27 protein-coding genes are annotated in these 25,147 nt (G+C 60.2%); 10 read left to right on the top strand and 17 right to left on the bottom strand.

What is annotated here, in order from left to right:
* Positions 1-49: 49 nt before the first annotated feature.
* From SJY36_RS15900 to SJY36_RS15875, 6 genes are all read left to right on the top strand, one after another.
* Positions 50-928 (top strand): peptidylprolyl isomerase, encoded by an 879-nt coding sequence (locus tag SJY36_RS15900; protein ID WP_386176364.1) that lies wholly within the window; start codon positions 50-52, stop codon positions 926-928.
* Between the two features lie 3 nt (positions 929-931).
* Complete coding sequence (gene argJ / locus SJY36_RS15895; RefSeq protein ID WP_386176362.1) at positions 932-2,158, top strand: bifunctional glutamate N-acetyltransferase/amino-acid acetyltransferase ArgJ; 1,227 nt, start codon at positions 932-934, stop codon at positions 2,156-2,158.
* Entirely contained in the window at positions 2,155-2,553 is a 399-nt protein-coding gene (mutT, locus tag SJY36_RS15890) for an 8-oxo-dGTP diphosphatase MutT (RefSeq protein ID WP_005850865.1), read from the top strand. The genes argJ and mutT overlap by 4 nt, the downstream gene beginning before the upstream one ends.
* A gap of 126 nt (positions 2,554-2,679) precedes the next feature.
* Entirely contained in the window at positions 2,680-2,814 is a 135-nt protein-coding gene (locus SJY36_RS15885; protein WP_005850863.1) for a hypothetical protein, read from the top strand.
* 74 nt (positions 2,815-2,888) lie between these two features.
* Positions 2,889-3,812 carry a diacylglycerol kinase family protein gene (locus tag SJY36_RS15880; protein ID WP_184583729.1) on the top strand — a complete coding sequence of 308 codons (924 nt, stop codon included), beginning with the start codon at positions 2,889-2,891 and terminating at the stop codon, positions 3,810-3,812.
* Positions 3,809-4,615 carry a metallophosphoesterase gene (locus SJY36_RS15875; protein ID WP_005850860.1) on the top strand — a complete coding sequence of 269 codons (807 nt, stop codon included), beginning with the start codon at positions 3,809-3,811 and terminating at the stop codon, positions 4,613-4,615. The genes SJY36_RS15880 and SJY36_RS15875 overlap by 4 nt, the downstream gene beginning before the upstream one ends.
* Before the next feature lies 1 nt (position 4,616).
* Here the strand turns inward: SJY36_RS15875 and infB are convergent, their stop codons facing one another.
* From infB to pip, 6 genes are all read right to left on the bottom strand, one after another.
* Entirely contained in the window at positions 4,617-7,100 is a 2,484-nt protein-coding gene (infB, locus tag SJY36_RS15870) for a translation initiation factor IF-2 (protein WP_386176360.1), read from the bottom strand.
* A gap of 9 nt (positions 7,101-7,109) precedes the next feature.
* Entirely contained in the window at positions 7,110-7,730 is a 621-nt protein-coding gene (locus SJY36_RS15865; protein WP_005850857.1) for an RNA-binding protein, read from the bottom strand.
* Between the two features lie 22 nt (positions 7,731-7,752).
* Positions 7,753-9,381: a transcription termination factor NusA gene (gene nusA, locus SJY36_RS15860; RefSeq protein ID WP_005850855.1), complete on the bottom strand. Its 1,629-nt coding sequence runs from the start codon at positions 9,379-9,381 to the stop codon at positions 7,753-7,755.
* Entirely contained in the window at positions 9,382-9,960 is a 579-nt protein-coding gene (gene rimP, locus SJY36_RS15855; RefSeq protein ID WP_005850854.1) for a ribosome maturation factor RimP, read from the bottom strand.
* Between the two features lie 162 nt (positions 9,961-10,122).
* Positions 10,123-10,971 carry an ABC transporter substrate-binding protein gene (locus tag SJY36_RS15850; RefSeq protein ID WP_009825747.1) on the bottom strand — a complete coding sequence of 283 codons (849 nt, stop codon included), beginning with the start codon at positions 10,969-10,971 and terminating at the stop codon, positions 10,123-10,125.
* Complete coding sequence (gene pip / locus SJY36_RS15845; protein ID WP_132997665.1) at positions 10,968-11,939, bottom strand: prolyl aminopeptidase; 972 nt, start codon at positions 11,937-11,939, stop codon at positions 10,968-10,970. Before pip ends, SJY36_RS15850 begins: the two co-directional genes overlap by 4 nt.
* Before the next feature lie 48 nt (positions 11,940-11,987).
* Between pip and ubiG the strand changes: the two genes are divergently transcribed.
* Positions 11,988-12,734 carry a bifunctional 2-polyprenyl-6-hydroxyphenol methylase/3-demethylubiquinol 3-O-methyltransferase UbiG gene (gene ubiG / locus SJY36_RS15840; protein ID WP_064217204.1) on the top strand — a complete coding sequence of 249 codons (747 nt, stop codon included), beginning with the start codon at positions 11,988-11,990 and terminating at the stop codon, positions 12,732-12,734.
* Between the two features lie 12 nt (positions 12,735-12,746).
* On the opposite strand, the gene SJY36_RS15835 is transcribed toward ubiG, so the two are convergent.
* Genes SJY36_RS15835 through SJY36_RS15820 form a run of 4 tightly spaced genes read right to left on the bottom strand, consistent with a single transcriptional unit; the run spans position 12,747 to position 15,046 of the window.
* The gene (locus SJY36_RS15835) at positions 12,747-13,184 is read right to left on the bottom strand and encodes a MarR family winged helix-turn-helix transcriptional regulator (RefSeq protein WP_005850847.1); all 438 of its coding nucleotides are present in this window, start codon (positions 13,182-13,184) and stop codon (positions 12,747-12,749) included.
* A 9-nt stretch (positions 13,185-13,193) separates the two neighbouring features.
* Positions 13,194-14,024, bottom strand: a complete 831-nt coding sequence (locus SJY36_RS15830; protein ID WP_386176356.1) for a carbon-nitrogen hydrolase family protein — start codon at positions 14,022-14,024, stop codon at positions 13,194-13,196.
* A complete protein-coding gene (gene grxC / locus SJY36_RS15825; RefSeq protein ID WP_005850844.1) occupies positions 14,024-14,281 on the bottom strand; it encodes a glutaredoxin 3 in 258 nt (85 codons plus the stop codon). The genes SJY36_RS15830 and grxC overlap by 1 nt, the downstream gene beginning before the upstream one ends.
* 36 nt (positions 14,282-14,317) lie before the next feature.
* A complete protein-coding gene (locus tag SJY36_RS15820; protein ID WP_386176354.1) occupies positions 14,318-15,046 on the bottom strand; it encodes a double zinc ribbon domain-containing protein in 729 nt (242 codons plus the stop codon).
* A 17-nt stretch (positions 15,047-15,063) separates the two neighbouring features.
* Here SJY36_RS15820 and SJY36_RS15815 point away from each other — a divergent pair, with 17 nt between their 5' ends.
* Together SJY36_RS15815 and hemH are read left to right on the top strand one after the other, a co-directional pair.
* The gene (locus SJY36_RS15815; RefSeq protein ID WP_243250964.1) at positions 15,064-15,882 is read left to right on the top strand and encodes an SAM-dependent methyltransferase; all 819 of its coding nucleotides are present in this window, start codon (positions 15,064-15,066) and stop codon (positions 15,880-15,882) included.
* Positions 15,883-15,934: 52 nt separating this feature from the next.
* On the top strand, positions 15,935-16,981 hold the full coding sequence (hemH, locus tag SJY36_RS15810) for a ferrochelatase (protein ID WP_009825741.1): 1,047 nt from the start codon (positions 15,935-15,937) through the stop codon (positions 16,979-16,981).
* A gap of 153 nt (positions 16,982-17,134) precedes the next feature.
* Here the strand turns inward: hemH and SJY36_RS15805 are convergent, their stop codons facing one another.
* Positions 17,135-17,317 (bottom strand): hypothetical protein, encoded by a 183-nt coding sequence (locus SJY36_RS15805; protein ID WP_005850832.1) that lies wholly within the window; start codon positions 17,315-17,317, stop codon positions 17,135-17,137.
* 140 nt (positions 17,318-17,457) lie between these two features.
* Positions 17,458-18,063 (bottom strand): L,D-transpeptidase, encoded by a 606-nt coding sequence (locus SJY36_RS15800; RefSeq protein WP_037942384.1) that lies wholly within the window; start codon positions 18,061-18,063, stop codon positions 17,458-17,460.
* A gap of 171 nt (positions 18,064-18,234) precedes the next feature.
* Between SJY36_RS15800 and SJY36_RS15795 the strand changes: the two genes are divergently transcribed.
* On the top strand, positions 18,235-18,744 hold the full coding sequence (locus tag SJY36_RS15795) for a CAP domain-containing protein (protein ID WP_005850828.1): 510 nt from the start codon (positions 18,235-18,237) through the stop codon (positions 18,742-18,744).
* Between the two features lie 32 nt (positions 18,745-18,776).
* Here SJY36_RS15795 and SJY36_RS15790 read toward each other — a convergent pair whose 3' ends face one another.
* From SJY36_RS15790 to SJY36_RS15770, 5 genes are all read right to left on the bottom strand, one after another.
* Positions 18,777-19,274, bottom strand: coding sequence for a murein L,D-transpeptidase family protein (locus tag SJY36_RS15790; RefSeq protein ID WP_386176352.1), 498 nt, complete (start codon positions 19,272-19,274; stop codon positions 18,777-18,779).
* A gap of 85 nt (positions 19,275-19,359) precedes the next feature.
* Positions 19,360-20,151 (bottom strand): ion transporter, encoded by a 792-nt coding sequence (locus tag SJY36_RS15785; protein WP_386176350.1) that lies wholly within the window; start codon positions 20,149-20,151, stop codon positions 19,360-19,362.
* 9 nt (positions 20,152-20,160) lie between these two features.
* On the bottom strand, positions 20,161-21,399 hold the full coding sequence (locus SJY36_RS15780; protein WP_386176348.1) for a class I SAM-dependent RNA methyltransferase: 1,239 nt from the start codon (positions 21,397-21,399) through the stop codon (positions 20,161-20,163).
* 38 nt (positions 21,400-21,437) lie between these two features.
* Positions 21,438-23,264 (bottom strand): ABC transporter ATP-binding protein, encoded by a 1,827-nt coding sequence (locus SJY36_RS15775; RefSeq protein WP_386176346.1) that lies wholly within the window; start codon positions 23,262-23,264, stop codon positions 21,438-21,440.
* The gene (locus SJY36_RS15770) at positions 23,264-25,105 is read right to left on the bottom strand and encodes an ABC transporter ATP-binding protein (protein ID WP_386176344.1); all 1,842 of its coding nucleotides are present in this window, start codon (positions 25,103-25,105) and stop codon (positions 23,264-23,266) included. Before SJY36_RS15770 ends, SJY36_RS15775 begins: the two co-directional genes overlap by 1 nt.
* Positions 25,106-25,147 lie beyond the last annotated feature (42 nt).

The raw sequence follows: 25,147 nt of genomic DNA, 5'->3' as shown, positions 1-25,147 counted from the left end.
CCGTGTCAATGTAGCAGCCCCTTGTGGCTGCCAAACCAAGGACAGATACATGCAAAAACCTCTCACTTTTCTGGCACCATTCGTGGTGGCAGCTTCGCTCGCCCTGCCCGCTGTTGCGCAGGACGACACTGCCGAAAACACGGATGCGCAGACAGACGTCACCGCTGAAACCGTGGTTGCCACGGTCAATGGCACCGACATCACGATTGGCAGCATGATCATTGCCCGCGCCACTCTGCCCGAACAATATCAACAGCTTCCCCCCGAAGTCCTTTTCAAAGGCATTCTGGATCAGCTTGTGCAGCAAACCGCCTTGTCGCAAGACTTTGACGGCGAAGTGCCAAAGCGGATCGAGATGGCGCTTGAAAACGAACGTCGCCAGCTGATCGCGGGCGAAGTGATCGAGAGAGCAATGGCCCAGGACGTCACCGAGGAAGAGCTGCAAGCCGCCTATGACGAAGCTTACGCCGATGCGGAACCGACCGAGGAATTCAGCGCGTCGCATATTCTGGTAGAAACAGAAGAAGAAGCCCAAGCCGTCAAGAAAGAGCTGGATGAAGGCGCGGATTTTGCCGAGCTGGCGAAAGAAAAGTCCACCGGTCCTTCCGGTCCTGCGGGCGGTACTTTGGGTTGGTTCGGGCCCGGCATGATGGTGCCCGCGTTTGAAATCGCCGTTGCCGAGCTTGAAGTCGGCACTGTGTCTGAACCCGTTGAAACCCAGTTCGGCTGGCACGTGATCAAACTGGACGACAAGCGCCAGAAAGAAGCGCCCAAGCTCGAAGACGTGAAGGACGAGCTGGAAACCCAGGTCCGTCAGGTCAAGGCACAGACCCTGATCGAAAAGACCACCGAAGCCGCAGATGTCGACCGGTCGGCGGCTGACACTATCGACCCTTCGGTTCTGACCAACCTCGGCCTGCTGGAGTAACAAATGGGCAAAATCACCGCTGTATCCCCGCTGGCACCCGATCACTTCCCTGATCTTCCTGTCATCGATGGTGTGCGTTTCGCCACCATCGCGGCGGGGGTACGGTATCAAGGCCGCACCGATGTGATGCTGGCCGAATTGGCCCCGGGCTCTACGGTGGCGGGGGCGTTTACGCGCTCTGCCACCCGCGCCGCGCCGGTTCTGGATTGTCAGGCCAAGATCGGCGCGACATCAGACACCGGTGCCGCAATCCTGGTCAATTCGGGCAACGCCAATGCCTTCACCGGCAAGGGCGGCGTCACCGCGGTCGAAGCAATTACCGCTGCGGTTGCTGATGTCTGTAATATTCCCCAATCGCGTGTTTTCACCTCATCGACCGGTGTGATCGGCGAACCGCTGCCCCACGACCGGATTACGGCTGTTCTGGCGGACCTTAAGGGCGCGTTGTCCGACAAGGGCATTTCCGATGCGGCCAAGGCGATCATGACCACGGACACCTTCCCCAAAGGGGCACGTGCCGAGGTCGAGATTGACGATAAAACAGTCTCTATCGCGGGGATTGCGAAGGGATCGGGCATGATCGCGCCAGATATGGCGACGATGCTGGTCTATATCTTCACCGATGCGGTTGTCAGCCAACCGGCGCTGCAAAAGATGCTGTCGACCCATACCGATAGCACCTTTAACTGCATCACCGTGGATAGCGACACATCGACATCCGACAGTCTGATCCTGGCTGCAACTGGCGCGTCGGGCGTAGATGCCAGCGAAAGCGATGCGTTCTCGGAAGCGCTGCACGGCGTCATGCTGAACCTCGCGCATCAGGTTGTGCAAGACGGCGAAGGGGCGACCAAATTCGTCGAGATCGCCGTGACCGGTGCCGCTACGGATGATGATGCCAAGACCCACGGCATGGCCATCGCGAATTCCCCCCTCATCAAGACCGCCATCGCGGGCGAGGACCCGAACTGGGGCCGCGTGGTAATGGCCGTCGGTAAATCAGGTGCCGCTGCTGATCGGGATCGTCTGTCAATCCGCTTTGGCGATATCGAGGTGGCCAAAGACGGCTGGCGCAGCCCCGACTACTCGGAAGAGGCAGCGGCGGCGCATATGAAGGGCCAGAACATCACCATCGGCGTTGATCTGGGCCTTGGCGACGGCAAAGCAACGGTTTGGACCTGTGACCTTACCCACGGCTATATCGAGATCAACGCGGACTATCGTTCGTGAAGGTTATCCTTGTCTCGGCGGTTGCCCTGATCGACGTGGACGGGCGCGTGCTTTTGGCACAGCGCCCGCCCGGCAAATCCATGGCCGGTTTGTGGGAGTTTCCGGGCGGCAAGGTCGAAGCCGGCGAAACCCCCGAAGCCGCGCTGATCCGCGAGTTGCAAGAAGAACTGGGCATCGACACATGGGCCTCCTGCCTTGCCCCGCTGACCTTTGCCAGCCATGCCTACGACGATTTCCACCTGCTGATGCCGCTGTTTGCCTGCCGCAAATGGAATGGCACACCGCAGGCGCGCGAGGGGCAGACCCTGAAATGGGTCCGTGCCAATGCGTTGAAAGATTATCCGATGCCCCCTGCGGACATTCCCCTGATTCCGATCCTGCGCGACTGGCTTTAGGGCCAGCGCGACCTCGCTGCTGTTTCTTTACGCGCGTGAATACTGCTTCCTTGACTTTTTTGTTGCTAGACTTAGGCAAATTGTCGCTTATAAAGATGCAACTTCAGGTTCTTCTGGGAGGAAGCAATGCTTCGCACAATCACCATCGGTTCCACCGTATCCGTCCAGGGTATTTTCGTCCGCGACATGCCCGACGGCCGCGTATCGGTTAAAGTTGATGACGCGATCTATACCGGCAAGCCAATCCAGCGTCGGAACTGATCAAGCACACGCAAAACATCTGAACCATCCCCCTGCCCCAAGCGTTTGCTTAGGTCATCAAGGATGGATCAATCATGAAGCCTCAACGTGTTATCGTTATTCTGAACAAGGGCTCCGGCCGCCAAGACGGGACAGAGCGTAAGTCCCGGATTTCAGACAGGTTTCAACACCACAACATTCCCGTCAGCTTCGTTGAATTCTCGCCCAATGGCGCGGATTTGGGACAGGTGGCGCAATCCACTGCCGAGGCGAACCCTGATGCCACCATCGTCGCGTCAGGCGGCGACGGAACGATCAGCGGCGTCGCCTCGGGCTTGGCGCATGTGCCCAACCAGATGGGGATTATCCCCGCGGGCACCTTCAACTATTTCGCCCGATCGCTGAACCTACCCGAAACCGTTGACGAAGCCGTGGATGTCATCGCCAAGGGTGTCCTGCGCCCCACGGACATCGCCAAGATCAATGGCAACGCGTTTCTGAACAACGCCAGCATCGGGGCCTATGCCGCCATCCTGAAAACCCGCGAAGGCATCTATGACCGCTGGGGCCGCAGCCGTGTCGCGGCCTATTGGTCGGTGGTCAAAGCGCTGGCAACACTCCGCGCGCCGCTCAGGCTGACGGTGACGATTGATGGCAAATCCTTTAAGCATAGGACACCGCTGGTCTTTGCGATCAGCAACGCCTTTCAGCTGAACCAAATGGGGCTGAGCGGCGAAGACTGTATCGCCAAGGGCGGCATGGTGCTGCTGGTTGCCCCCGATACGAACCGCTGGGGGTTGTTCAAACACGCCGCCGCGCTAGCCCTTGGGGTCGCGAAACGTGAAACCGACTATCAAATGCACTGCGGGAACGAGATCACGCTTGAGATGCCGCATAAATCACGTCCCGTCGCCCGCGACGGAGAGCTAAGCCGCATGAAGGGCCCGTTCAAACTGCACATGCAGCGCGAGGCCCTGCAACTGATCGTTCCTGCCGAATTTAACGAGGCCGTCAGATGAGCACATTGGTACATCTCTCAGATTTACACTTCGGCAAGGATCGACCCGACCTGCTGGAACCGCTTCTCTCTTGTGTGAACGAGCTGAACCCCGATATTGTCGCCATCTCGGGCGATTTCACGCAGCGCGCGCGGCGGAGCCAGTTCGAGGAAGCGCATAACTTTATCCAGCGGATCAACGCGCCTGTCTTGGGTGTGCCGGGGAACCATGATGTCCTGCTTGACCGCCCGTTCCAGCGGTTTTTCATGCCGTGGCGGCGGTATCGCAAATGGATCAACGCCGATCTGACGCCGCGGTATGAAGACGACGATATGGTCGTCATCGGCATCAACTCGGTCGATCGCTTTTCGTGGCAGACGGGAAAGCTGACGGCAGGGCGTATCGCGCATGCCTGCAAGGCGATGGACGACACCGCCGCGCGCAAAGCCCGCGTGTTAGTGGTGCATCACCCGCTAGAGCATCCCAATCACACCAAGAAAAAGCCCATACCCGGTGCGGAAATCGCGTTGGAAAAGCTGCTGTCTTGCGGGGCGAACCTGATCCTGTCGGGGCACCTTCACACGTGGCACGCAGAGAATTTTACCGTCGAATCCGGCGGCACCACGGCGATCCAGTTGCATGCGGGGACCAGCCTGTCGTCTCGCGTGCGCGGAGAGCCGAATGATTTCAACCTTGTGAAGATCTCGGACGATCAGGTCTGTGTCGATCGGTTAAGCTTTAACGAAGATAAACGGGTGTTCGAAACGACAGAAGCCCGGACATTTAACCGGGCTTCTGATCATCAGATATCGGACGAAGTGTAACTTAGTCCAGCGTGCGCACGACTTCTTCGCGTGTGAAGATTTCGATAACGTCGCCCGGACGGATGTCTTCGTAGTTCTCGAACGCCATACCACATTCCTGGCCTGACGGTACTTCGGCAACTTCGTCCTTGAAGCGCTTGAGCGTTTTCAGCGTGCCCTCGTGGATCACGACATCGTCGCGCAGCAGGCGCACACCAGCGGCGCGGCTTGCTTTGCCTTCGGTGACCAGACAGCCCGCAACCTTGCCAACGCCAGTCACTTTGAACACCTCTTTGATCGACGCATAGCCGATGAAGTGTTCGCGGATCTCGTTGCTCAGCAGGCCACTTGCGGCAGCTTTCACATCATCAACCATGTCATAGATGACCGAGTAATACCGGATCTCGACACCCTTCTGGTTGGCCGAGGCACGGGCCGAGGCGTTTGCACGGACGTTGAAACCGATGATCGGCGCGTTGGAGGCTTCGGCAAGACCAACGTCGGTGTCGGTGATCGCACCCACGCCCGAGTGAAGGACGCGCACGCGGACTTCGTCGTTGCCAATTTTTTCCATCGCTTGAACGATCGCTTCGGCAGAACCCTGAACGTCTGCTTTGATCAACAAAGGCAGCTCGCTAATGGTTTCGTTCACCTTGGCGTTCGCCATCAGCTGTTCCAGCGTCGTCGCAGCACCAGCCGCAGCGCGTTTGTCTTTGGCGGCTTTTTCGCGGTATTCCGCAATCTCGCGCGCCTGCGCTTCGGTGTCGGTAACGTTCAGAACGTCGCCCGCACCCGGTGTCCCGTTCAGCCCAAGTACCTCTACCGGCACGGACGGGCCTGCTTCTTTCACGCGCTCGCCCTGATCGTTGATCAGCGCACGGACCTTACCGTACTGCTCGCCCACAACAAAGATGTCGCCCTGACGCAGCGTACCGTTCTGAACAAGAACAGTCGCAACGGGGCCGCGGCCCACGTCAAGCTGCGCTTCGATCACGGCACCGACCGCGGCGCGGTTCGGGTTCGCTTTCAGTTCCAGCAGTTCCGCTTGCAGCGCGATGGCTTCCAGCAGTTCGTCCAGACCTTGACCCGTGGTGGCCGATACTTCGACGTCCTGTGTTTCACCGGACATCTTTTCAACGATGACCTCGTGCTGCAGCAGGTCCGTACGGACTTTGTCAGGGTTCGCTTCGTATTTGTCGATCTTGTTGATCGCCACGATCATCGGCACCTTGGCCGCTTTCGCGTGGTTAATCGCTTCGATCGTCTGAGGCATCACTGCATCATCCGCCGCGACCACCAGAACGACGATGTCGGTGACCTGCGCACCGCGTGACCGCATCGAGGTAAAGGCCGCGTGGCCCGGTGTATCGAGGAAGCTCAGAACCTGACCGTTGTCGGTTGTGACCTGATAGGCACCGATGTGCTGCGTGATACCGCCCGCTTCGCCGGACTGAACCTTGGCTTTGCGGATCGCGTCAAGCAGCGATGTCTTACCGTGGTCAACGTGGCCCATGATCGTGATGACCGGAGGACGCGATACCAGATCTTTCGGATCGTCTTCGGCTTCCTTGATCACGTCTTCAACGTCAGCGTCGGAAACGCGCACCACTTTGTGGCCGAATTCCTCGATGATCAGCTCGGCTGTGTCAGCGTCGATGGTTTCGTTCTGCGTGACCATCATGCCGTTTGTCATCAATGCTTTGACGACAGCGCCAACGCGTTCGGCCATCCGGTTCGCCAGTTCGGAAACCACGATCGCCGGAGGCAGGTTGACGTTGCGCACGACCTTTTCACGCTCAACCGAACCGCCCATTGCCTTCTGGCGCTGGCGTTCCTGCTTGCGTTTCATCTGCGCCATGGACCGTTGACGGCCACCTTCGCCACCGGACAAAGCCTGGTTCAGCGTCAGTTTGCCGGAACGACGACTATCGTCGCCACCCTTGTTGCGCTTGTTGGTTTCCTCGCGGTCGCCTTCTTTCTTGCGGGCCGCAGGGGTCGGTGCGCCGGATTTGATGTTCGGCGAACGCGGCGCAGCAGGGGCCGCTGCGGGGGCTGCGGCAGCGGCTGCTGCGGCTTCCGCTTCTTTCTTGCGGCGCTCGTCCTCTTCGGCTTTCGCCTTCAGGCTTTCCTCGCGCTCACGCTCTTCGGCTTCTTTCGCCTCGATCTCGGCACGACGACGCTCGCGGTCTTCCGCGCGGGCCTTTTCCTCGGCTGCGCGTGCTTCGGCTTCTTCCGCCTCGCGGGCGCGGGCAGCCTGAACCGCCTTCAGCCGGCGTTCCATTTCGGAATTGGTGATCCCTGCCGGACGCTTGGAGGGATCCCCGAGCGATGGATTGCTACCGCCGCCGGCTTTTGCGCCAGCAGGTTTGGGCACCACAACGCGCTTGCGCTTGGTCTCGACCACGACGTTTTTCGTCCGCCCGTGGCTAAAGCTTTGCTTTACGTTGCCGGGACGCGAAGACGCTCCCCGCAGGCCCAATGTCTTTTTGCCGTCACTATCGCTCATGAAGCTCGTCTATCCTTTCGGGTGACCGTTGCCACCCTCGTTTATGCGCACGCCTTTTAACCGCTGAGCCTCCTCTACAACACGAGAGGTAAGACCACCAGAGGCGAGCGCCCCATGTATCACAGTTTGGCGTCCGAAAGCCAAACCCAATTCGTCTGCCGTCAGCCAGCCAATGTAATGGCCGTAATGCGGCGTGCTTAGTTTCGATTTGCCGCGGCCCGATCCATCTACTGCCTGGATCAACACTTCGGCTTCTTCCATTTGCAGCCAACCTTTGACTTTTTCGTAGCCCGCAACGGCCTTGCCCGCCTTGCGTTGCAACGAAATCAGGTCAACCACACGGCGGACAAGTTGCTTTTCAACTTCATCCACCAAATCATCCGCAACCTTGACAGGTTGCTTGGCCGAGCGGGCGAACAGACCCTTCTTGGCCGCTTTTTCCAACGCGGCCCGATCCGCTGACACATACATCCCCCGACCGGGCAGTTTCCCCATTATATCCGGGAAAACATGCATGTCGGGACCAATGACAAAGCGGATCAGCCCGTTTTTGGGCTGCGCCTCGCCAGTGGCGATACACTTTCGTTCGGGACCGTCTTGCCGGTCTTTAGAAACGCCACCACGTGTCATATCGTTCCCCAAGGCCCCGCGATCAGGCCTCGGCCTCCTCGTCCGTGTCGATGTCGGCATCGAACTCTTCGTCGACATCATCCGCTTCAAGCTCCGCAGGATCGACCCACCCCAGCAGGACGCGCGCGGTCATGATCAGCTTTTGCGCATCTTCCAGCGACAGATCGAAAGGTTCAAGTGTACCTTCATCCTTGGTGCGTTCGCCATTCACGGTAGTCCAGCCGCCGGCAAGCTCCCAATCCGCGCAAGTCGCGAAATCTTCGAGCGTTTTAACGTCGTCTTTGGCCAGTGCCTCAATCATTTGGGGTGTCAGGCCGTCGAATTCAATAAGCGTGTCGTCCACACCCAAGGCGCGCGCCGCATCAAGCGCCGCTTTGTTCTGCGCTTCGATCACGTCACGGGCGCGGGCTTGCAGTTCGCTTGCGGTGTCTTCGTCAACACCGTCGATGACCAGCAGCTCGTCCACTTCGACATAGGCGACTTCTTCAAGGTTGGTGAACCCTTCGGAGACCAGAAGCTGGGCAAAGAATTCATCCAGATCCAGATTGTCCATGAACAGCTTGGTGCGCAGTTCGAACTCTGCCTGACGGCGCTGGCTCTCTTGCTCTTCGGTCATGATGTCGATGTCCAGACCGGTCAGCTGCGACGCCAGACGCACGTTCTGACCACGACGACCAATCGCCAGCGACAGTTGTTCTTCGGGAACGACGACTTCGATCTTGCCGGCTTCCTCGTCCAGAACAACCTTGGAGACCTCGGCAGGCTGAAGCGCGTTCACAAGGAACGTCGGCTGGTCTTCGTTCCACGGGATAATATCGATCTTTTCGCCCTGAAGCTCGTTCACAACGGCCTGAACGCGGCTGCCGCGCATACCAACGCAGGCCCCCACAGGGTCGATGGAGCCATCATAAGAGATGACAGCGATTTTCGCGCGCGAACCGGGGTCACGGGCAACGGCCTTGATCTCGATGATGCCGTCATAGATTTCAGGCACTTCCATCTTGAACAGCTCGGCCATGAATTCGGGCGCGGTGCGGCTCAGGAAGATCTGCGGGCCGCGCTGTTCGCGGCGCACATCCTTGATGTACACGCGGATACGGTCGTTCGGGCGATAGCTTTCGCGGCCGATTTTCTCGTTGCGACGCAGGATCGCTTCGCCAGCGCCCACATCGACGATAACGTTGCCATATTCCTCGCGCTTGACCAGACCGTTGATGATCGTGCCGGCGCGGTCTTTGAACTCTTCGTACTGGCGGTCGCGCTCGGCTTCGCGGACCTTCTGCAAGATCACCTGCTTGGCGGATTGCGCGGCGATACGGCCCATTTCAACCGGTGGGACTTCTTCGCTGAATTCCTGACCGACTTCGGGGTTAGCCATATACTGCTTGGCCTGCTCTACCGTGAACTCCGCCTGATAGTTCTCAAGCTCGTCATCGGCCACAACCGTACGCACACGGGTAAAGGTCGCGCGACCGGTCTTGCGGTCGATGGAAACGCGAATGTCCATCTCAGCGCCGTAGCGCGACTTCGCCGCCCGAGCGAGCGATTCTTCCATCGCTTCAACCACGAGATTGGGGTCGATCATCTTTTCGCGGGCCACAGCCTCGGCGGTTTGCAGCAGTTCCAGCTGGTTGGCAGATGTAATGGCCATTTAGTCGTCTCCCTCGGTGGACCCTTCGGTCTCGATGTCATCGAATTTGGTTTCGTCAATCGCACCGGACGCTTTGCGTTGGCGCAGCATTTCTTTGATCAGATCGTCGGTCAGAACCAGTTTGGCGTCGGTCAGCCAATCGAACTTGAGCCCGATGGTGCCTTCCTCGACGTTGATCAGCACCTCGTCATCCTCGACGCCTGCCAGCTCGCCCTTAAAGCGGCGGCGGCCGTCGATCAGTTCGCCGGTCTCGATCTTGGCCTCATAGCCCTCAAACATCTCGAAATCCTTGAGCCGCGTCAGCGGGCGGTCGATGCCGGGGCTCGACACTTCAAGGGTGTATTCATCAAGGATCGGATCCTCCACATCCATGACAGCGCTGATGGATTGGCTGATCAGGGCCAGCTCGTCCACCTCGATACCGCCATCGGGACGGTCTGCCATCACCTGCAACGTCGTCGACTTGCCCGACATCAGGCGAACGCGCACCAGTTCAAACCCCATATCCTCGATCACCGGTGTGATGATCTCGGCCATGCGGCGATCAATGGCTGCTTTTGCAATCAGGTCGTTGTTCATAATCTCACTATCATCCTGCAGTTTCGAGCAGGCACAAAAAAACGGGCGCGCGGCCCGTGTTCAAGATCGGTGGAGCCTCAGGTGTGGACCCCGATGCGCCGCTGTTGAGACGTCATATACGCCCGTATATGTGAAACTGCAAGCCCCGTGTGCCTGCCCTGCTTAGGCCAGCCACCAGCGTTCGGCGGCGCGCAGGTTGTCCAGCGGGCGATGCTGGCCGGTGCGCAGGGGCATGGCGATGCTGCGTGACACCGCATGGGTCACCCCGCGTGCATGGGGCAGCAAGGCAATATCATCATAGGATTGAAGGGCTTCGCCATCATTCAGGTCTGCCGCTTCGACCAGATATTCAGCCATCGCCTGCGCACGAACCTGCTGCGCGGGAATGGAAACCAGTTCAACCGTATCGAACCAGCCGGCGCTGCGCCCTTTGTAGTGATCCGCCACACGTTCGGCCAAAACCTGCTGACCCGGCGTAAATCTTCGCAGACGGTACAGGCCGGTGCCGATGCCGTCGTCCATCGCGTGGGCGGCGCGTATCACATGGCGCGGGTCCGCCAGCGTAAAGGGCAAGTCCATCGCGGGCGCATCCATCGTGATGCGCAGCTGATGGGGGCCCGTCGCCTCTACCACACCGTCCAGCGCGAGGGACGCGACAACATCGCGCGCGGTCATGGGGCGTTGATCGTGAAACAGCACATCCTTGCGCAGATCGACCAGCCAGACGCGCCCGTCGGCGCTGCCTTGCCAGGCTGTTGCCAGCTCTCCGCGCAGGGTGCCGTCAGCGGCGATTTCGGTCAGCGTATCAAAGATCAGTCCCTGCCGCGCCACCTGCATGAACAGGCCATCGCCCTGCCCCCAGGTATCGCTGCGCGCCGCCCCCGACAGCGCCATCCGCAACCGCCCGCCCGCTTTGGGCATGGACGCCGCCGACACGCCTGTCGCCGCCAGCAAGGCCGCCGCAGCACCCGAGGCAAATAAAGCACGGCGATCCATCAAAGAGCGGGTCATTGCGCAGCAATCCTGTCCATCGTGCGCACCAGTTCGGCGCTGATGCCGGGTTCGGACAGCGCGTGACCGGCGTTGCGCACCATCTTCAGCTCGGCATTGGGCCAAGCCTGCGCCAGTTCATACGCGCTGGAGGGGGGGCAAATCATATCGTAGCGGCCTTGCACAATCACGCCGGGGATATGGGCAATGCGGTCCACATGCGCAAGGATCTGGCCGTCAAACTCAAGAAATCCGGCGTTGGTGAAATAGTGATTCTCGAGCCGGGCGAAGGTGCGCGAATATTCCCCCGGTCCCTCATACGACCCGCCCGACGCATGGATCGAAGCCAGCGCGTTTTCCCACGCGGCCCAGGCCTTGCCGTATTTCACCTCGGTCATGCGGTCACCGCAGAACAGCCGCCGGTGATAGGCCGCGATCAGATCGCCGTGCTCGGCTTCGGGGATCAGGCCGGTAAACCGCGCCCAAAGATCGGGCCAGAACTTGCCCGCGCCGCCGCCATAGAACCAGTCTAGCTCCGCCTGCGTCATCATGAAAACGCCGCGCAGGATGATATTGCGCACCCTCTCGGGGTGGGTTTCGGCATAGATCAACGCCAGCGTCGCGCCCCAGCTGCCACCAAAAGCGATCCATTTCTCGATGCCAAGCGCTTCGCGGATGCGTTCAATATCCGCGACCAGATCCCATGTGGTGTTATTGATGACCGACGCAAAAGGCTTGGACCGCCCGCACCCGCGCTGGTCAAACAGGATCACGTGATATTTTGCCGGATCGAAATAGCGCCGCATCGACGGGCTGCACCCGCCACCGGGGCCGCCATGCAGGACCACAACGGGGATGCCATCGGGGTTGCCGCATTGTTCGACATAGATCGAATGACCATCGCCCACATCCATCATCCGCTGATCGAACGGGTCGATCGGCGGGTGAAGATATTGCACTGCGCGCTTTTGGTCCGGGATTTTGTCCATTACAGCCCTATATAGTCATTGGACCCAAAAGAGCACAGAGAGATCAGAATGCAAGCGCCTCAAAGCACTGTTGACCCCGCCGAGATCGAAAAGTTTCAGGCCATGGCCGCCGAATGGTGGGACGAGAACGGCAAGTTCAAGCCGCTGCATATGCTCAATCCCTGCCGTCTGGATTACATCACCTCCCAAATCGCCGGAGAGTTCGACCGTGACCTGAAATCGCCCGAACCGTTTCGCGGGCTGCGGATTCTGGACATCGGCTGCGGCGGCGGGCTGCTGTCGGAACCCATGGCGAGGTTGGGTGCGACCGTCGTCGGTGCCGATGCCGCAGCAGGCAACATCCCCGTCGCGCAGGTCCATGCGCAACAATCGGGGCTCGACATCGACTATCGCCACACCACCGCCGAGGCGCTGGCCGAAGCGGGGGAACAATTCGACGTGGTGCTGAACATGGAGGTGGTCGAACATGTCGCCTCTCCTATCGATTACCTGATCGCCTGCCGCACCCTGCTGAAACCCGGCGGGCTGCACATCTGTTCGACGCTGAACCGCAACCCCAAGTCTTTCATGATGGCGATTGTCGGGGCAGAGCACGTGATGCGCTGGCTGCCCAAGGGCACCCATGAATGGTCGAAATTCATCACGCCGGATGAACTCTTTGACCTGCTGCACAAGGCGGGCCTGACGGCGGTGGATCGCAAGGGCTTCGTGTTCAACCCGATCACATGGTCGTGGCGTCTGTCGGACCGTGACCTGAGCGTCAACTACGTCACCGCCAGCCTGAAGCCAGAGTGACCCAAACCGGCGTCAGCCTTCCAGCTGGCGCCGCAGGGCGCGCAGGGTATCGAGCGTGGCACGCACCTGCGCCTCGCCCAGATCATCGGCCACGTCATTGATCAATGGCGAGATTTGCCGGATCGCATGATCCCGCGCGTTGCGCCCTGCGGGGCTGATCGCCACCATCTTGCGCCGCGCATCGTCCCAATCGGGGCGGATATGCACATAGCCCGCCCAGACCAGTTTATTCAGCGTATTTGTCATCGCGCCACGGGTGACATTGAACGTCTCGGCCAGCTGCGCGGGGGTCTTTTCGCCGTCATGCCAGGCCAGATTGTTCAGCACCGAAAAATGCGAAATCTCCATGCCTTTGGGCAGCGCCCGGGTCAGCCGGTTGCGCATCCGTTGATCAGCCGACAGCAATTCGCTGATCAACGTGATCGCAAGTGAGTTTCGATTTTCCGTCATAAGCCGTTACTAAGGTGCCTTGAAATCCCGCCGGTTGGCAAGACTGGGTACGCGGGTACGTGCCTGATGTACACGCGCCATGTCCAGCGTGAACGGATAAATGCCCGGCGCGGTGCCCGCATCCAGCAGCACCTCGCCCCACGGGGCAACAACCAGCGAATGGCCGTAGGTGTCGCGGGTCTTGTGGCTGTCGCTGGCATGGGTGCCGGTCTGCGCAGGGGCTAACACGAAACACCCTGTCTCGATCGCGCGGGCCCGCAGCAGCATGTGCCAATGCGCGGCACCGGTCACGGGCGAAAACGCGGCGGGCATGGTCAGGATCGTGGCCCCCGCATCCGCCAGCGCCTGATAGAGCTTGGGAAAACGCATGTCATAGCAGATACTCATCCCGATATTGGCGAAAGGCGTCTGCGCCACAACCGCCTGATCGCCGGGACGGTAGCCCGCCGATTCGCGGTAGCTTTCGCCCGCGTCGATATCCACGTCGAACATATGGATCTTGTCGTAGCGGGCTTTGATCTGCCCCTGCGGATCAATCAGGAACGACCGGTTGGCAAAGCGCCCGTCCGCATCCCGCGTTTTCAGCCCAAGCGACCCGATCAGCAGCCAGATGCGCGCCTCTTGCGCCACATCCCGCAGGGCGGCGAGGGTGATGTCATCGTCTTCGTGCTGCAAAACGCTGCGCTGGTGGTCGCGGCTGGTCGAGACGCAGTTCGTGACCTCGGGCGTGAGGATAAACGCCGCCCCCTGCGCCGCGGCATCGCGCACCATCTCTACCGTGCCCGCCAGATTGCGGGCCGGTGTATCGCTGACATTCAGCTGGATCAGCGCCGCCTGCATCAGGAGGCCAACAAAGCGTCCAGCTTGCCCGCACGCTCAAGCGCGTAAAGGTCGTCACAGCCGCCGACATGGGTGTCGCCGATAAAGATTTGCGGCACGGTGCGCCCGCCATTTGCGCGTTCGATCATCTCGGACTTACGCTCTGGCTGGGCAAGCACGTCGACCTCGGCAAAGCTCACGCCTTTTTCATTCAGCAGACGTTTGGCGGCATGGCAAAAGCCGCACAGCGGGGAGGTATAGATCTCAACAGGTTGCATGTTGATGTCCTTTCAACAAATGGGTTGGATCAAGACTTAAGTATCTTTTGCCACTCTTGCCAGTGTCACGACGCAGATTGGCCCTGCGCGTGCGTCCAGACAGGCCCGCGCCGACGCCTGTAATGTCGCGCCCGAAGTCATCACGTCATCCACCAACAGCACCGGACGGTCACGCAGCAGGTCGGCGCGGCGGGGATGGGCGGTGATCGCGCCATCCAGATGGGCAATGCGTTCGCGACGTCCCTTCCCCTCTAGCGCGGCGGTGCGTCGGACGCGGCGCAGCGCGTCGGGGCACCACCCAAGCTTGTGTTCACGGGCAAGCGCACGGGCAAGCAGGGCCGATTGGTTGAACCGCCGCTTCCACAGCCGCGCGTAATGCAGCGGCACGGGCACAACCAAAGTTTCAGGCGTGACGAAGGGCGCGATCACCCGCGCCATCCAGTGCCCTGCGGGTTTGGCGATGTCCTGACGGTCGCCGTGTTTCAGCGCCAGCACCAGCCGGCGGCCGGTATCTCGGTACAAAAGGGCTGCGCGCCCGTGGTCCCACGGCGGCGGCGCGGCAAGGCACGCGTCGCAGCGCACGTCTGTCTCGGACAGATCGCCCAGCAAGGGAATACCGCAGGTTTCGCAGACCACACCTTCAATGAACCCCGTGTCGCGCCAGCACGGGCCGCACAGCCCCCCATGTGCAGCCACCCACGCCCCGCACGCCAGACAGGACGGCGGGTAAATCAGCGCAACAGCGGTTTGTAACTGGTCTCGCATGATCTTATTATCCTTTCATGAACGCTTCACACACCCTGACCGATCGCGCGGCGCTGACCCGCAACCGCAGCCGCGCCACCGATGACGCCCTGTTCCTGCACCGCGCCGCGCTTGAAGAGGTCGATGATCGGCTGTCGCTGGTTAACAGAACCTTTACGTCAGCAGCGATTGTTACCGGCTTCCCGCAGGTCTGGGGTGCGCTGCACCCGAACGCGACGCTGGTGGAGGACACCGATACGCTTGCGCTGACCCAGGGCGCGCATGATCTGGTGGTCCATGCGATGGGGATGCATTGGGCGAATGATCCGGTGGGTCAGATCATCCAGTCACGCCGTGCCCTGCAACCCGACGGGCTGTTTTTAAGCGTTGGTTTCGGCGGGCAGACCCTGCACGAGCTGCGCGCCTGTCTGGGTCAGGCCGAGGCGTCGATCACCGGTGGGCTGTCGCCGCGGATCGCCCCTATGGCCGAGTTGCGTGATATCGGCGGGCTGCTGCAACGGGCGGGGCTTGCGCTGCCGGTGGCGGATTCCGTGACGCTGACGACAGAATACAGCGATATCTGGCACCTGATGCGCGACCTGCGCGCCATGGGAGAGGCCAACGCCCTGACCAGCCGCCTGCGCCGCCCCAGCGGCCGCGCGATCTTTGACGCAGCGGGGCAGCTTTACCGCGACCACTACGCCACGCCAGAGGGGCGCATCAAAGCAAGCTTTGAGCTGGTCTTTCTGGCGGGCTGGGCACCGGCGGACAGCCAGCCCAAACCCCTGCGACCCGGCTCTGCGCAGCAACGCTTGGCCGATGCGCTGGCCACGGCAGAAACGCCGCTGCGCGATTGACGCGCGACCATAACCGTTTATCTCAGCGCTAAACGCAGAAAAGGAATGCCAGATGACGCAGCAGCGCCCAGCCCATGCACAACCTGACCACCCCACCGTGCCCGCCCCCAAGGTGGGTATCCTGCTGGCGAACCTCGGCACGCCGGACAACTATGATTACTGGTCAATGCGCCGTTATCTATCGGAATTTCTGTCGGATCGCCGCGTGATCGACTACAGCCCGTGGAAATGGCAACCGCTGCTTCAGCTGGTGATCCTGTCGAAACGCCCCTTCACCAGCGGTGCCGCGTATAAGTCGATCTGGAACCACGAGGCGGGGGAAAGCCCGCTGATGACCATCACCAAACAGCAAACCGCGAAGATAAAAGACGCGATGCAGGCGCGGTATGGTGACGCAGTCATGGTCGATTACTGCATGCGCTACGGCAACCCGTCGACCCAATCCAAGGTGGCGGCGATGACCGCTGCGGGCTGCCAGAAGATCCTGTTCTTTCCGCTGTACCCGCAATACGCCGGTGCCACCTCTGCCACCGCGAATGACGCGTTTTTCGCGGCGCTCGCCAAAGAGAAATGGCAGCCCGCCGCCCGCACGGTTGAACCCTATTTCGACCGCCCCGATTATATCGAAGCGCTCGCTACCTCGATCGAGAAGGCCTACGCCAAGATGGAGACAAAGCCCGACAAGCTGCTGTGCTCGTATCACGGTGTCCCGCTGCGCTATTTGATGGAGGGCGACCCCTATCACTGCCAATGCCAGAAAACGACGCGCCTGCTGAAGGAACGGCTGGGCTGGGACGACACACAGATCATGACGACCTTCCAGTCGAAATTCGGTCCCGAAGAATGGTTGCAGCCCTATACGGTGGAAGAGGTCGCGCGGCAGGCCGAAGCCGGCAACAAAAAGATCGCGGTCTGCGCCCCTGCCTTTTCAGCCGATTGCATCGAAACGCTGGAAGAGATCAACGAAGAGATCAAGGAAAGCTTTGAACACGCGGGCGGGGAGGAGTTTCACTATATCCCCTGCCTCAATGACGACGACTTGCACATCAAGGCGCTGTCCAATGTGATCGAGGAAAACCTGCAAGGCTGGATCGACTAAGCCCTAGCATCGCGCGGGTTGGACCTGAAAACAAAGAAAGCGCCTGTCGTTACAGGCGCTTTTCTTTTGTCCGATGTTATCTGATACCAAACGGCAGACATAAAAAAAGGCGGTGTAGAACACCGCCTTTTTCTAACTGAAACTTCGACCGAATTAGTCGGAAGCAACTGCAGCAGCAACAACGGCCAGCAGCAGCAGAGGAATCAGGATGCCCGAGGAAGAAGAGGTGGACTCTTCAACGATGACGGGTGCTTCGATGATTGGCTCTGCCAGCGAACCAGCAAATGCATTCGATGCAGCAGCTGTCAGAGCAGCGGCGAGAACGAGTTTCTTCATAACATAACCTCCAGAAAAGGCGTACTTCACAGTGTGATAGCACGCGCCCAAGACTTACCTCGTAAAACTTTCTAAACAGCATCAGCGGGCAATTGCAAACCCGGATTTAGCTTTTGAGCACCACAATCGCTAAAAAGTTGTCAAATAAGCAACACTTGGGTGCCGACGTTCGCCATGCCAAAAAGTTCAGCAATATGTTCATTGTACAGGCCGATGCAGCCATTCGACGAACGGCGCCCGATCTTGCGTGTGTCATGCGTGCCATGGATACGGTAGTACGTCCAGCTCAGGTACAGCGCGTGGGTGCCCAAGGGGTTGTCAGGGCCCGGTCCGATCACCGCTGGCCACTCTGGGTTGCGTTCCAACATCGACGGGGTCGGACGCCATGTGGGGCCGACGACCTTCTGGATCACGCTGGTACGCCCACGGCGGGTCAGTTCCTCGGTCAGCGGTACGCTTGAGGGGTACAGTTTGTAGATCGACTGATCCTCGGACCAGTAATGCACCGCGCGGCTGTCGATATCGACAAGAATGGCCCCGTTCTTGGTGTCGCTGAAGTAAGGCTGCCAATCCAGCGTGCGGAAGCTGGAGGTGTTGCGACGCACCGTCTCGGTCAGATCACGCTCCGTCTCCGTCGTCGCTTCGCTGTTGACGCTGCTTTGCGCCAGCGCGGGCGTTGCCAGCATTGCGGCGCTGCCAGCAAGGAAAGCACGTCGCGACGAAAGGGTAAATTTCTTATCAGACATCAGATGTCTCCTGAAGGTAGTTACAACCTAGTATAATACTGTCGTATATGGCTCGAAAGTCGCAGTTTCAAATCAAACAAGCGTTAACAGGCGCGCTCACGCTCATGTGCGTTTGATCTGCAACGCATCAAGCTGTATGGCACGACAAACCCAACTGCGTGGAGCTGCGCCATGATCCGTCTGTTTTCAATCCTTATTTCCCTGACCGTGGCGCTGGCGGCCTGTACCCCTGCACCGACCCCGCTTGCATCCGACGGTCGCCCCGGCCCTACCGTCTATAAGATCGGGCGCAACGATACCGGCAAGCTGCAATTCCGCATGCTTGATTCCGTGAACGCGCTGCGCGGTGCCTCCGGTCTGGCACCGGTTCAACTAGACGCACAACTGAACGCCGCCGCCGCGACCCATTCTCGGGATATGGCGGTGCAGAACCGCCCCTGGCACTTCGGGTCTGACGGGTCGTCCCCTGTCGATCGTATCCAACGCGTAGGATACACCGGCGCGCTGGTCGGCGAAGTCATTTCGGAAACCTACGAGACCGAGCTCGAAACACTTGCCGCGTGGATGGAGAAGCCGGACACCCGCCGCATCATCATGTCGAAGGACGCTTTGAACATGGGCTTTTCCTGGCATCAGGAAAACAACGGCAAGATCTGGTGGACCATGGTGATGGGGAAGTGACCGCCAAGGTCACCCCCGCTTTTAACTAGATATCAGGGGTTCAGTGCGATGGGGGTGTTATCCCCGACCATCGCATAGATCTCCTCCATCTCGTCGTTCGAGACAGAGATACATCCCCACGTCCAATCGGTGCAATTCTTGTCCTTGGCGGTCTTTTGACCGTGGATAAAGATATCGCCACCGGGGCTTTTGCCCAAAGCTTCCGCGCGGGCGCGGTCCATTTCATTGGGGTAGTTGATGCCGATCGACAGGTGGAACCGGCTGTTCGGATTGCGCCGGTCGATCATATAGATCCCTTCGGGTGTGCGCCCGTCACCTTCGTACACCTTATGGCCCACAGGCGCGAACCCCAGTTTGATATCGTATGATTCCAGCACCTTGTCGTGGTGCATCAGATACATCCGGCGGTCGCCCTTGTTGACGATCACGTAGGTGACTTGCGGCCCGTTGTACCGTTTGAATTTACTGCTGCTGCAGGCCCCAAGCGCGACCAGCGCGGTGCCACCCAGAATCAGGTTTCTGCGTTTCATGTTCACTATGCCTCGTTCCCGCGACCTTTTCGGCCTTATGTGGATGCCCTATCATGTAGCAAATATCGATGCGGTCAAAAAGCCGTTACTGTCGGCTGTGCTCTGCCAGCTTCTTTTCGATCGCTTCCAGCTTTTCCATCACCTCAAGCCGGTAGGCATCGGTGCGCACGGTCTCTTCCTCGTTATGCGCGTCCTGCATCGAGTTCACGATCAGACCTACCAACAAGTTCACCACGGCGAAGGTCGTGACCAGAATAAATGGCACGAAGAAGACCCAGGCATAGGGATAGACCTCCATCACCGGGCGGACGATCCCCATCGACCAGCTTTCCAGCGTCATGATCTGGAACAGGCTATAGGCGCTGGCGGGCAATGACCCGAACCATTCGGGGAACTGGTCGCTGAACAATTTGGTCGCGATAACGGACCCGATGTAAAAGATGATCGTCATCAGCAGGAACACCGACCCCATACCGGGCAACGCGGTAATAAACCCTTCGACGACGCGGCGCAGACGCGGGGCGACGGACAGCACCCGCAAAACCCGCAGGATACGCAGCGCCCGCAAGACAGACAGCCCCTGCACCGCGGGCACCAGCGCGATGGCAACGACCGTAAAGTCAAAGACATTCCACCCGTTGCGGAAGAACCCGACCCCACGCGCGATGATCTTGAGCGTGATCTCGGCGATGAAAATGAACAGGCAGACGCGATCAAGGAATAGGATCAGCGTGCCGTATCTCTCCATCAGGGCGGAGGCTGTCTCCATCCCCAGCAAGGCGGCGTTGAACACGATCACACCGATGATGAAATTGCTGACGGCCCGCCCTTCGACCCATCTTCCCAGACGTTCCCGCATATTTACCGTGCCCACCATAGATCTGCGTTATTTACGTTTGCGTTGTACTTCCGGCGCAGTGAACTGCGCTGCCAGCTCCACATGGGAGGACCAGCGGAATTGATCAACGACTTGCACCCAATTCAACGTATAACCGGCGGCAATCAGCACGGCGGCGTCCCGCGCGAAGGTGACGGGGTTACACGACACATAGGCCAGCACCGGCGGCATCGCTTTGACGATCTCGGCGATCTGGGCCTCGGCTCCCGCGCGCGGCGGGTCGATGACCACGGCGTCGGTCTTGGCCAGCTCGTCCGGCAGCAAGGGTCGGCGGAACAGATCGCGCGCCTCTGTCGTGACGGGTTTAAGCCCCGTCGACATGCGCCACCCGTGATCCAGCGCGGCGGTCATGGCGGCGTCACCTTCGACGGCGTGTACCTCTGCCTGATCGGCCAGGGGCAGGCTGAACGTGCCGCAGCCCGCAAACAGGTCAATCACATGGCGCGCCTCACCGACAGCCTCGCGGACGGCGGTGACCAGCGCCGCCTCTCCGTGCGGAGTGGCTTGCAGGAAGGCACCGGGCGGGGGTGTCACCTTGGCCGCACCGAAACGCTGTACGGGCGGCGTGCGCATCGCGATCACCTCGCCGTCCCAGGTCAGCCGCGCCAGCCCCAGACTGTCGCACAGATGCGCCAGTTCTTGCCGCAAGGGGCCGTCCAGCTCTTTCCCGTTCTGGACCGAGATATCGAGCCCCCCGCGCGACGCGGTCACCGTCACAGCAAGAGCAGCCTTGCGGCTGGTGCCGATCACGGCAAGCTTTTCGGCAATCGGCAGCGCGCCCATCACCGAAGGGTCCAGCAACTGACACCCGGGAATTTCGATCACCACATCAGAACCGCGCCCGTGGAAGCCGGCCATCGCGCCCTTTTTGGTGCGTTTCGCCGCAAAGGTGGCCCGACGGCGCGATTGCGCAGGCGAGGTTTGCAGCGGCTTGAAAACAGTCTCTATCCCGTGGGCATCCAGCGACGCCTTGACCACGCCCAGCTTGAAATCCGCGACGTAGTCATCCGACGCATGCTGCAACTGGCAGCCGCCACACGCTTTGAAGTGGCGACACGGCGCCGACACCCGGTTCTCTGACGGGGTGACGATACGGATGTCGGTAAGGGTCTGACCGTCAGGCGTGCCTGTCACCACCTCGCCCGGCAGGGTCATAGGAGCAAATAAAGGGCCGGGCGCAATGCCGTCGCCCAGGTGGCCAAGTCGCTGGATTGTATATTCTGTCATGCGCAGGGCTTACCGCGAAGCCGGGCGCAGCAAAAGCCTTATTCTGCGGCCTTCATATCCAAAAACCCGCACGACTGCCGCCGCCAGTAGCGGGCATAAAGCCCGTCTTTGGCAAGCAGGGCCTCATGGGTGCCGATCTCTACGATCCGGCCCGCGTCCATCACGGCGATGCGGTCCATCTCGGTCAGGGTCGACAGACGGTGGGCGATGGCCATCACGGTCTTGCCCTCCATCACGCGGGTCAGCGCGCTTTGGATCGCGGCTTCGACCTCGCTATCCAGCGCGCTTGTCGCCTCGTCCAATATCAGGATCGGCGCGTCCTTGAGGATCGCGCGGGCCAGCGCAATACGCTGACGTTGCCCGCCCGACAGCTTCACCCCCCGTTCCCCCAGATGCGCGTCATAGCCGTTGCGGCCCGTGTGATCCTGCATCTTCTCGATAAACTCATGCGCTTCGGCCTTGCGTGCGGCGGCGATGACCTCTTCCTTTGTCGCGTCGGGCTTGCCATAGCGGATGTTGTCGAACGCCGACCGGTTGAACATCGCGGTCTCCTGCGTGACCATCCCGATCTGACGCCGCAAGCTTTGCTTGGTCACACCCGAGACATCCTGCCCATCAATCGAAATGTGACCCTGTTCCGCGGTATAGAGCCGCAATAAAAGCGACACCAACGTCGATTTCCCCGCCCCCGATGCGCCGACGATGCCCAGCTTCTCCCCGGGTTTGATCGATAGGCTCAGCTCTTCGATACCGCCCGTATCGCGGCCATAGGTAAAGCGCAGCCCGTCAAAGCGGATCGCCCCTTCGTGCACCTCCAGCTCTGCCGCGCCGTCTATATCGCGCAGCTGCTGCGGCGCGGCCAGCGTGCGCATCCCGTCTTCAACCTCGCCCACATTCGCATAAAGCGCCATCAGCGTGAAACTGACCCAGCCCGTCATCTGCGCCAGCCGCAACGACACCGCCCCCGTCGCCGCGATATCGCCCGCCGTCACCAGACCCAGCGACCAGTACCAAAGCGCCCCCCCCACCAGCAGCACCGGCAGAAACCCCGCAATCGTCATCAGCCAGAACCGGAAAGAGACACTCACTCGCCCGAAATCGAGGCTCGTATCCAGAAACTTGCGCATCGCCCCCAAGGCGGCGCGGTCCTCGTGATCGGCATGGGCGAAGAGCTTGACGGTCTTGATGTTGGTGATCGTATCGACCACCTGCCCCGTCACCATCGCGCGCGCCCCTGCCCGCGCTTTGGAATGTTTGCGGACCCGCGGCATGAAGTGGCGGATCAGGAAGACATAGCCGACCATCCAAAGCACCAGCCCCGCAGCGATGCGCCAATCCACCGTGCCAAGCAGCATCACCGCACCGACAAAGGACGCGGCGGCGAAGAGCACCGTATGCAGCACCTCGGTCACGACATCGGTCAGCGCGCGGCTGGTCTGCATTTCCTTCTGCGAAATCCGGCCCGCGAAATCATTGTCGAAAAACGTGACTGCCTGCCCCAGCGTGTAGCGATGCAAGCGCGAGAGCACGAGGTTGAACACATTCGGCGCGACCACGATCGACTGCATATACGAACTGACACCAAACAGCGCCGGACGCAGCAGCAAAAAGAACGCCAGCCCCGCCAAGAGCAGCCCCGTATGATCCGAGAATACGGCCCCCGCCTCGGCCGCAAGCGCCGCGTCCACAACCCACCCAAGAACTAGGGCGGCCATCACCTCTATCACGCCGGCGAAAATCGACAGCACCCCCGCGACGCCAAGCGCAGGGCCGCTGCCCTTCAACGCCCAGCGAAAAAAGGCCGCCAGACGGCGCGGCGGCTCTGTCTTGGCGGGGGAAAACGGGTCGATCCATGTCAAAGGCATTACGATGTCGGCTCTTCTGTGCGAAGGAACCCGCCGGATTGCCGGTTCCAGAAATCTGCATATAGCCCGCCTTGTGCCAAAAGCACCTCATGCGTGCCCTCTTCGACGATACGGCCCCCGTCCATGACCAGAATACGGTCCATTTCAGCGATAGTGGACAGGCGATGCGCGATGGCGATGACGGTCTTACCCTCCATCATGCCGTACAGGGTCTGCTGGATCGCGGCTTCTACCTCGCTATCAAGCGCGCTCGTGGCTTCGTCCAGCAAAAGGATCGGCGCGTTCTTGAGGATGACCCGTGCCAGCGCGATGCGTTGCCGCTGCCCGCCTGACAGTTTCACCCCCCGCTCGCCAACCTGTGCGTCATAGCCGGACCGCCCGCCCTGATCGTTAAAATCCTGAATAAAATCATGTGCTTGGGCCTGTTTCGCTGCGGCAATCACCTCTGCCTCCGTCGCGGTGGGACGACCGTAAAGGATATTTTCGCGGATCGACCGATGCAGCAAGGCATTGTCCTGCTGCACCATCCCGATCGCCTGTCGCAGGCTGTCCTGCCGAACGGTGGTGATATCCTGCCCGTCAATCAGAATACGTCCGCCTTCGGGGTCATAAAACCGCAGCAGCAGCTTGACCAAGGTCGATTTGCCCGCGCCCGACCGCCCGATCAGGCCGATCTTTTCCCCCGGCTGCACGGTGATATTCACCTGATCCAACCCGCCCGAACCACGGCCATAATGATGGGTCAGCCCGCGCATCTCCACCCGCCCGTCGGTCAGGGCCAGCGGCTTGGCATCGCTGTCGTCAACCAAGGTGATTGGCTGCGCAATCGTTTCAAGCCCCTCGGCCACGACGCCAAGCTGCTGGAAGAACGTCGAAAGCGCCCACATGATCCAGGCGGTCATGGAGTTCAACCGCAGTGTCAGCGCCGTCGCAGCCGTCACCACGCCCACCGTCGCGTTGCCGGTGGACCACAGATAGAACGCCCAGCCTACGACCCCGACGATTAACAAACCGTTCAAGCTGACCAGACAGATATCCATGATGGTGAATATCCGCATTTCCTTTTGAAAAGTGACGCGCGCATTCTCGATGGCACCCTTGGCATATTCAATCTCGCGGTCATGGTGTGCAAACATCTTGACCGAATGAATGTTGCTGTAACTGTCGACCACGCGGCCCGTCACTTCTGACCGCGCATCCGACGCGGCCTGCGACGCGACCGCCACACGCTTGATCGTCCATTGGGTCAGCACAGCATAAAGCGCGAACCACGCGACCAAGGGGATCAGCAGTTGCCAGTCCGACGTGGTTAACAAAATCGCTGCGCCGATGAGATAGGCCAGCGCATAGGAAATCGCGTCAAAGACCTGAAACACGACCTCCCCCGCAGCGGGGGGCGTTTGCATGATGCGGTTGGCGATGCGCCCGGCAAAGTCATCCTCGAACCAGCCGACCGATTGCCGCAGCACCTGCCGGTGTCCGCGCCACCGGAAAAGCGTGCCGTAATTTGGCAACACAGCGTTGTTCAGCAGTAACACATGAACCGCCTGCACAGCGGGACGCGCGATCAGGATAAGCAGCGCGACAACGATAAACTCCGCCCCATAGCTGCGCCATACCTCGGCCGGGCTGCCGTCCATCAGATCGACAAGACGGCCCATATAGTAGATCAAGCCGATCTCGATCGCCGCGACGACAACGGAAAGCACACCCGTGACCCAGAACACCGTTTTGAACGGCGCGCTGTAGTTGCGGAAAAAGGGCCACAGCCGCGTGGGCGGCGTGTCTTGCTCAGCGTAGTCCGCATAGGGATCGACAAGATTTTCGAAAAATCGAAACATAATTCACCTGTGGGGCGCGTGTTCGCCGCCACTATAGAAAGA

The sequence above is a fragment of the Sulfitobacter sp. R86518 genome (genome assembly GCF_042466275.1).
Taxonomy (GTDB): Bacteria; Pseudomonadota; Alphaproteobacteria; order Rhodobacterales; family Rhodobacteraceae; genus Sulfitobacter; species Sulfitobacter pontiacus.
This window is presented reverse-complemented; position numbering and strand designations above follow the sequence as displayed.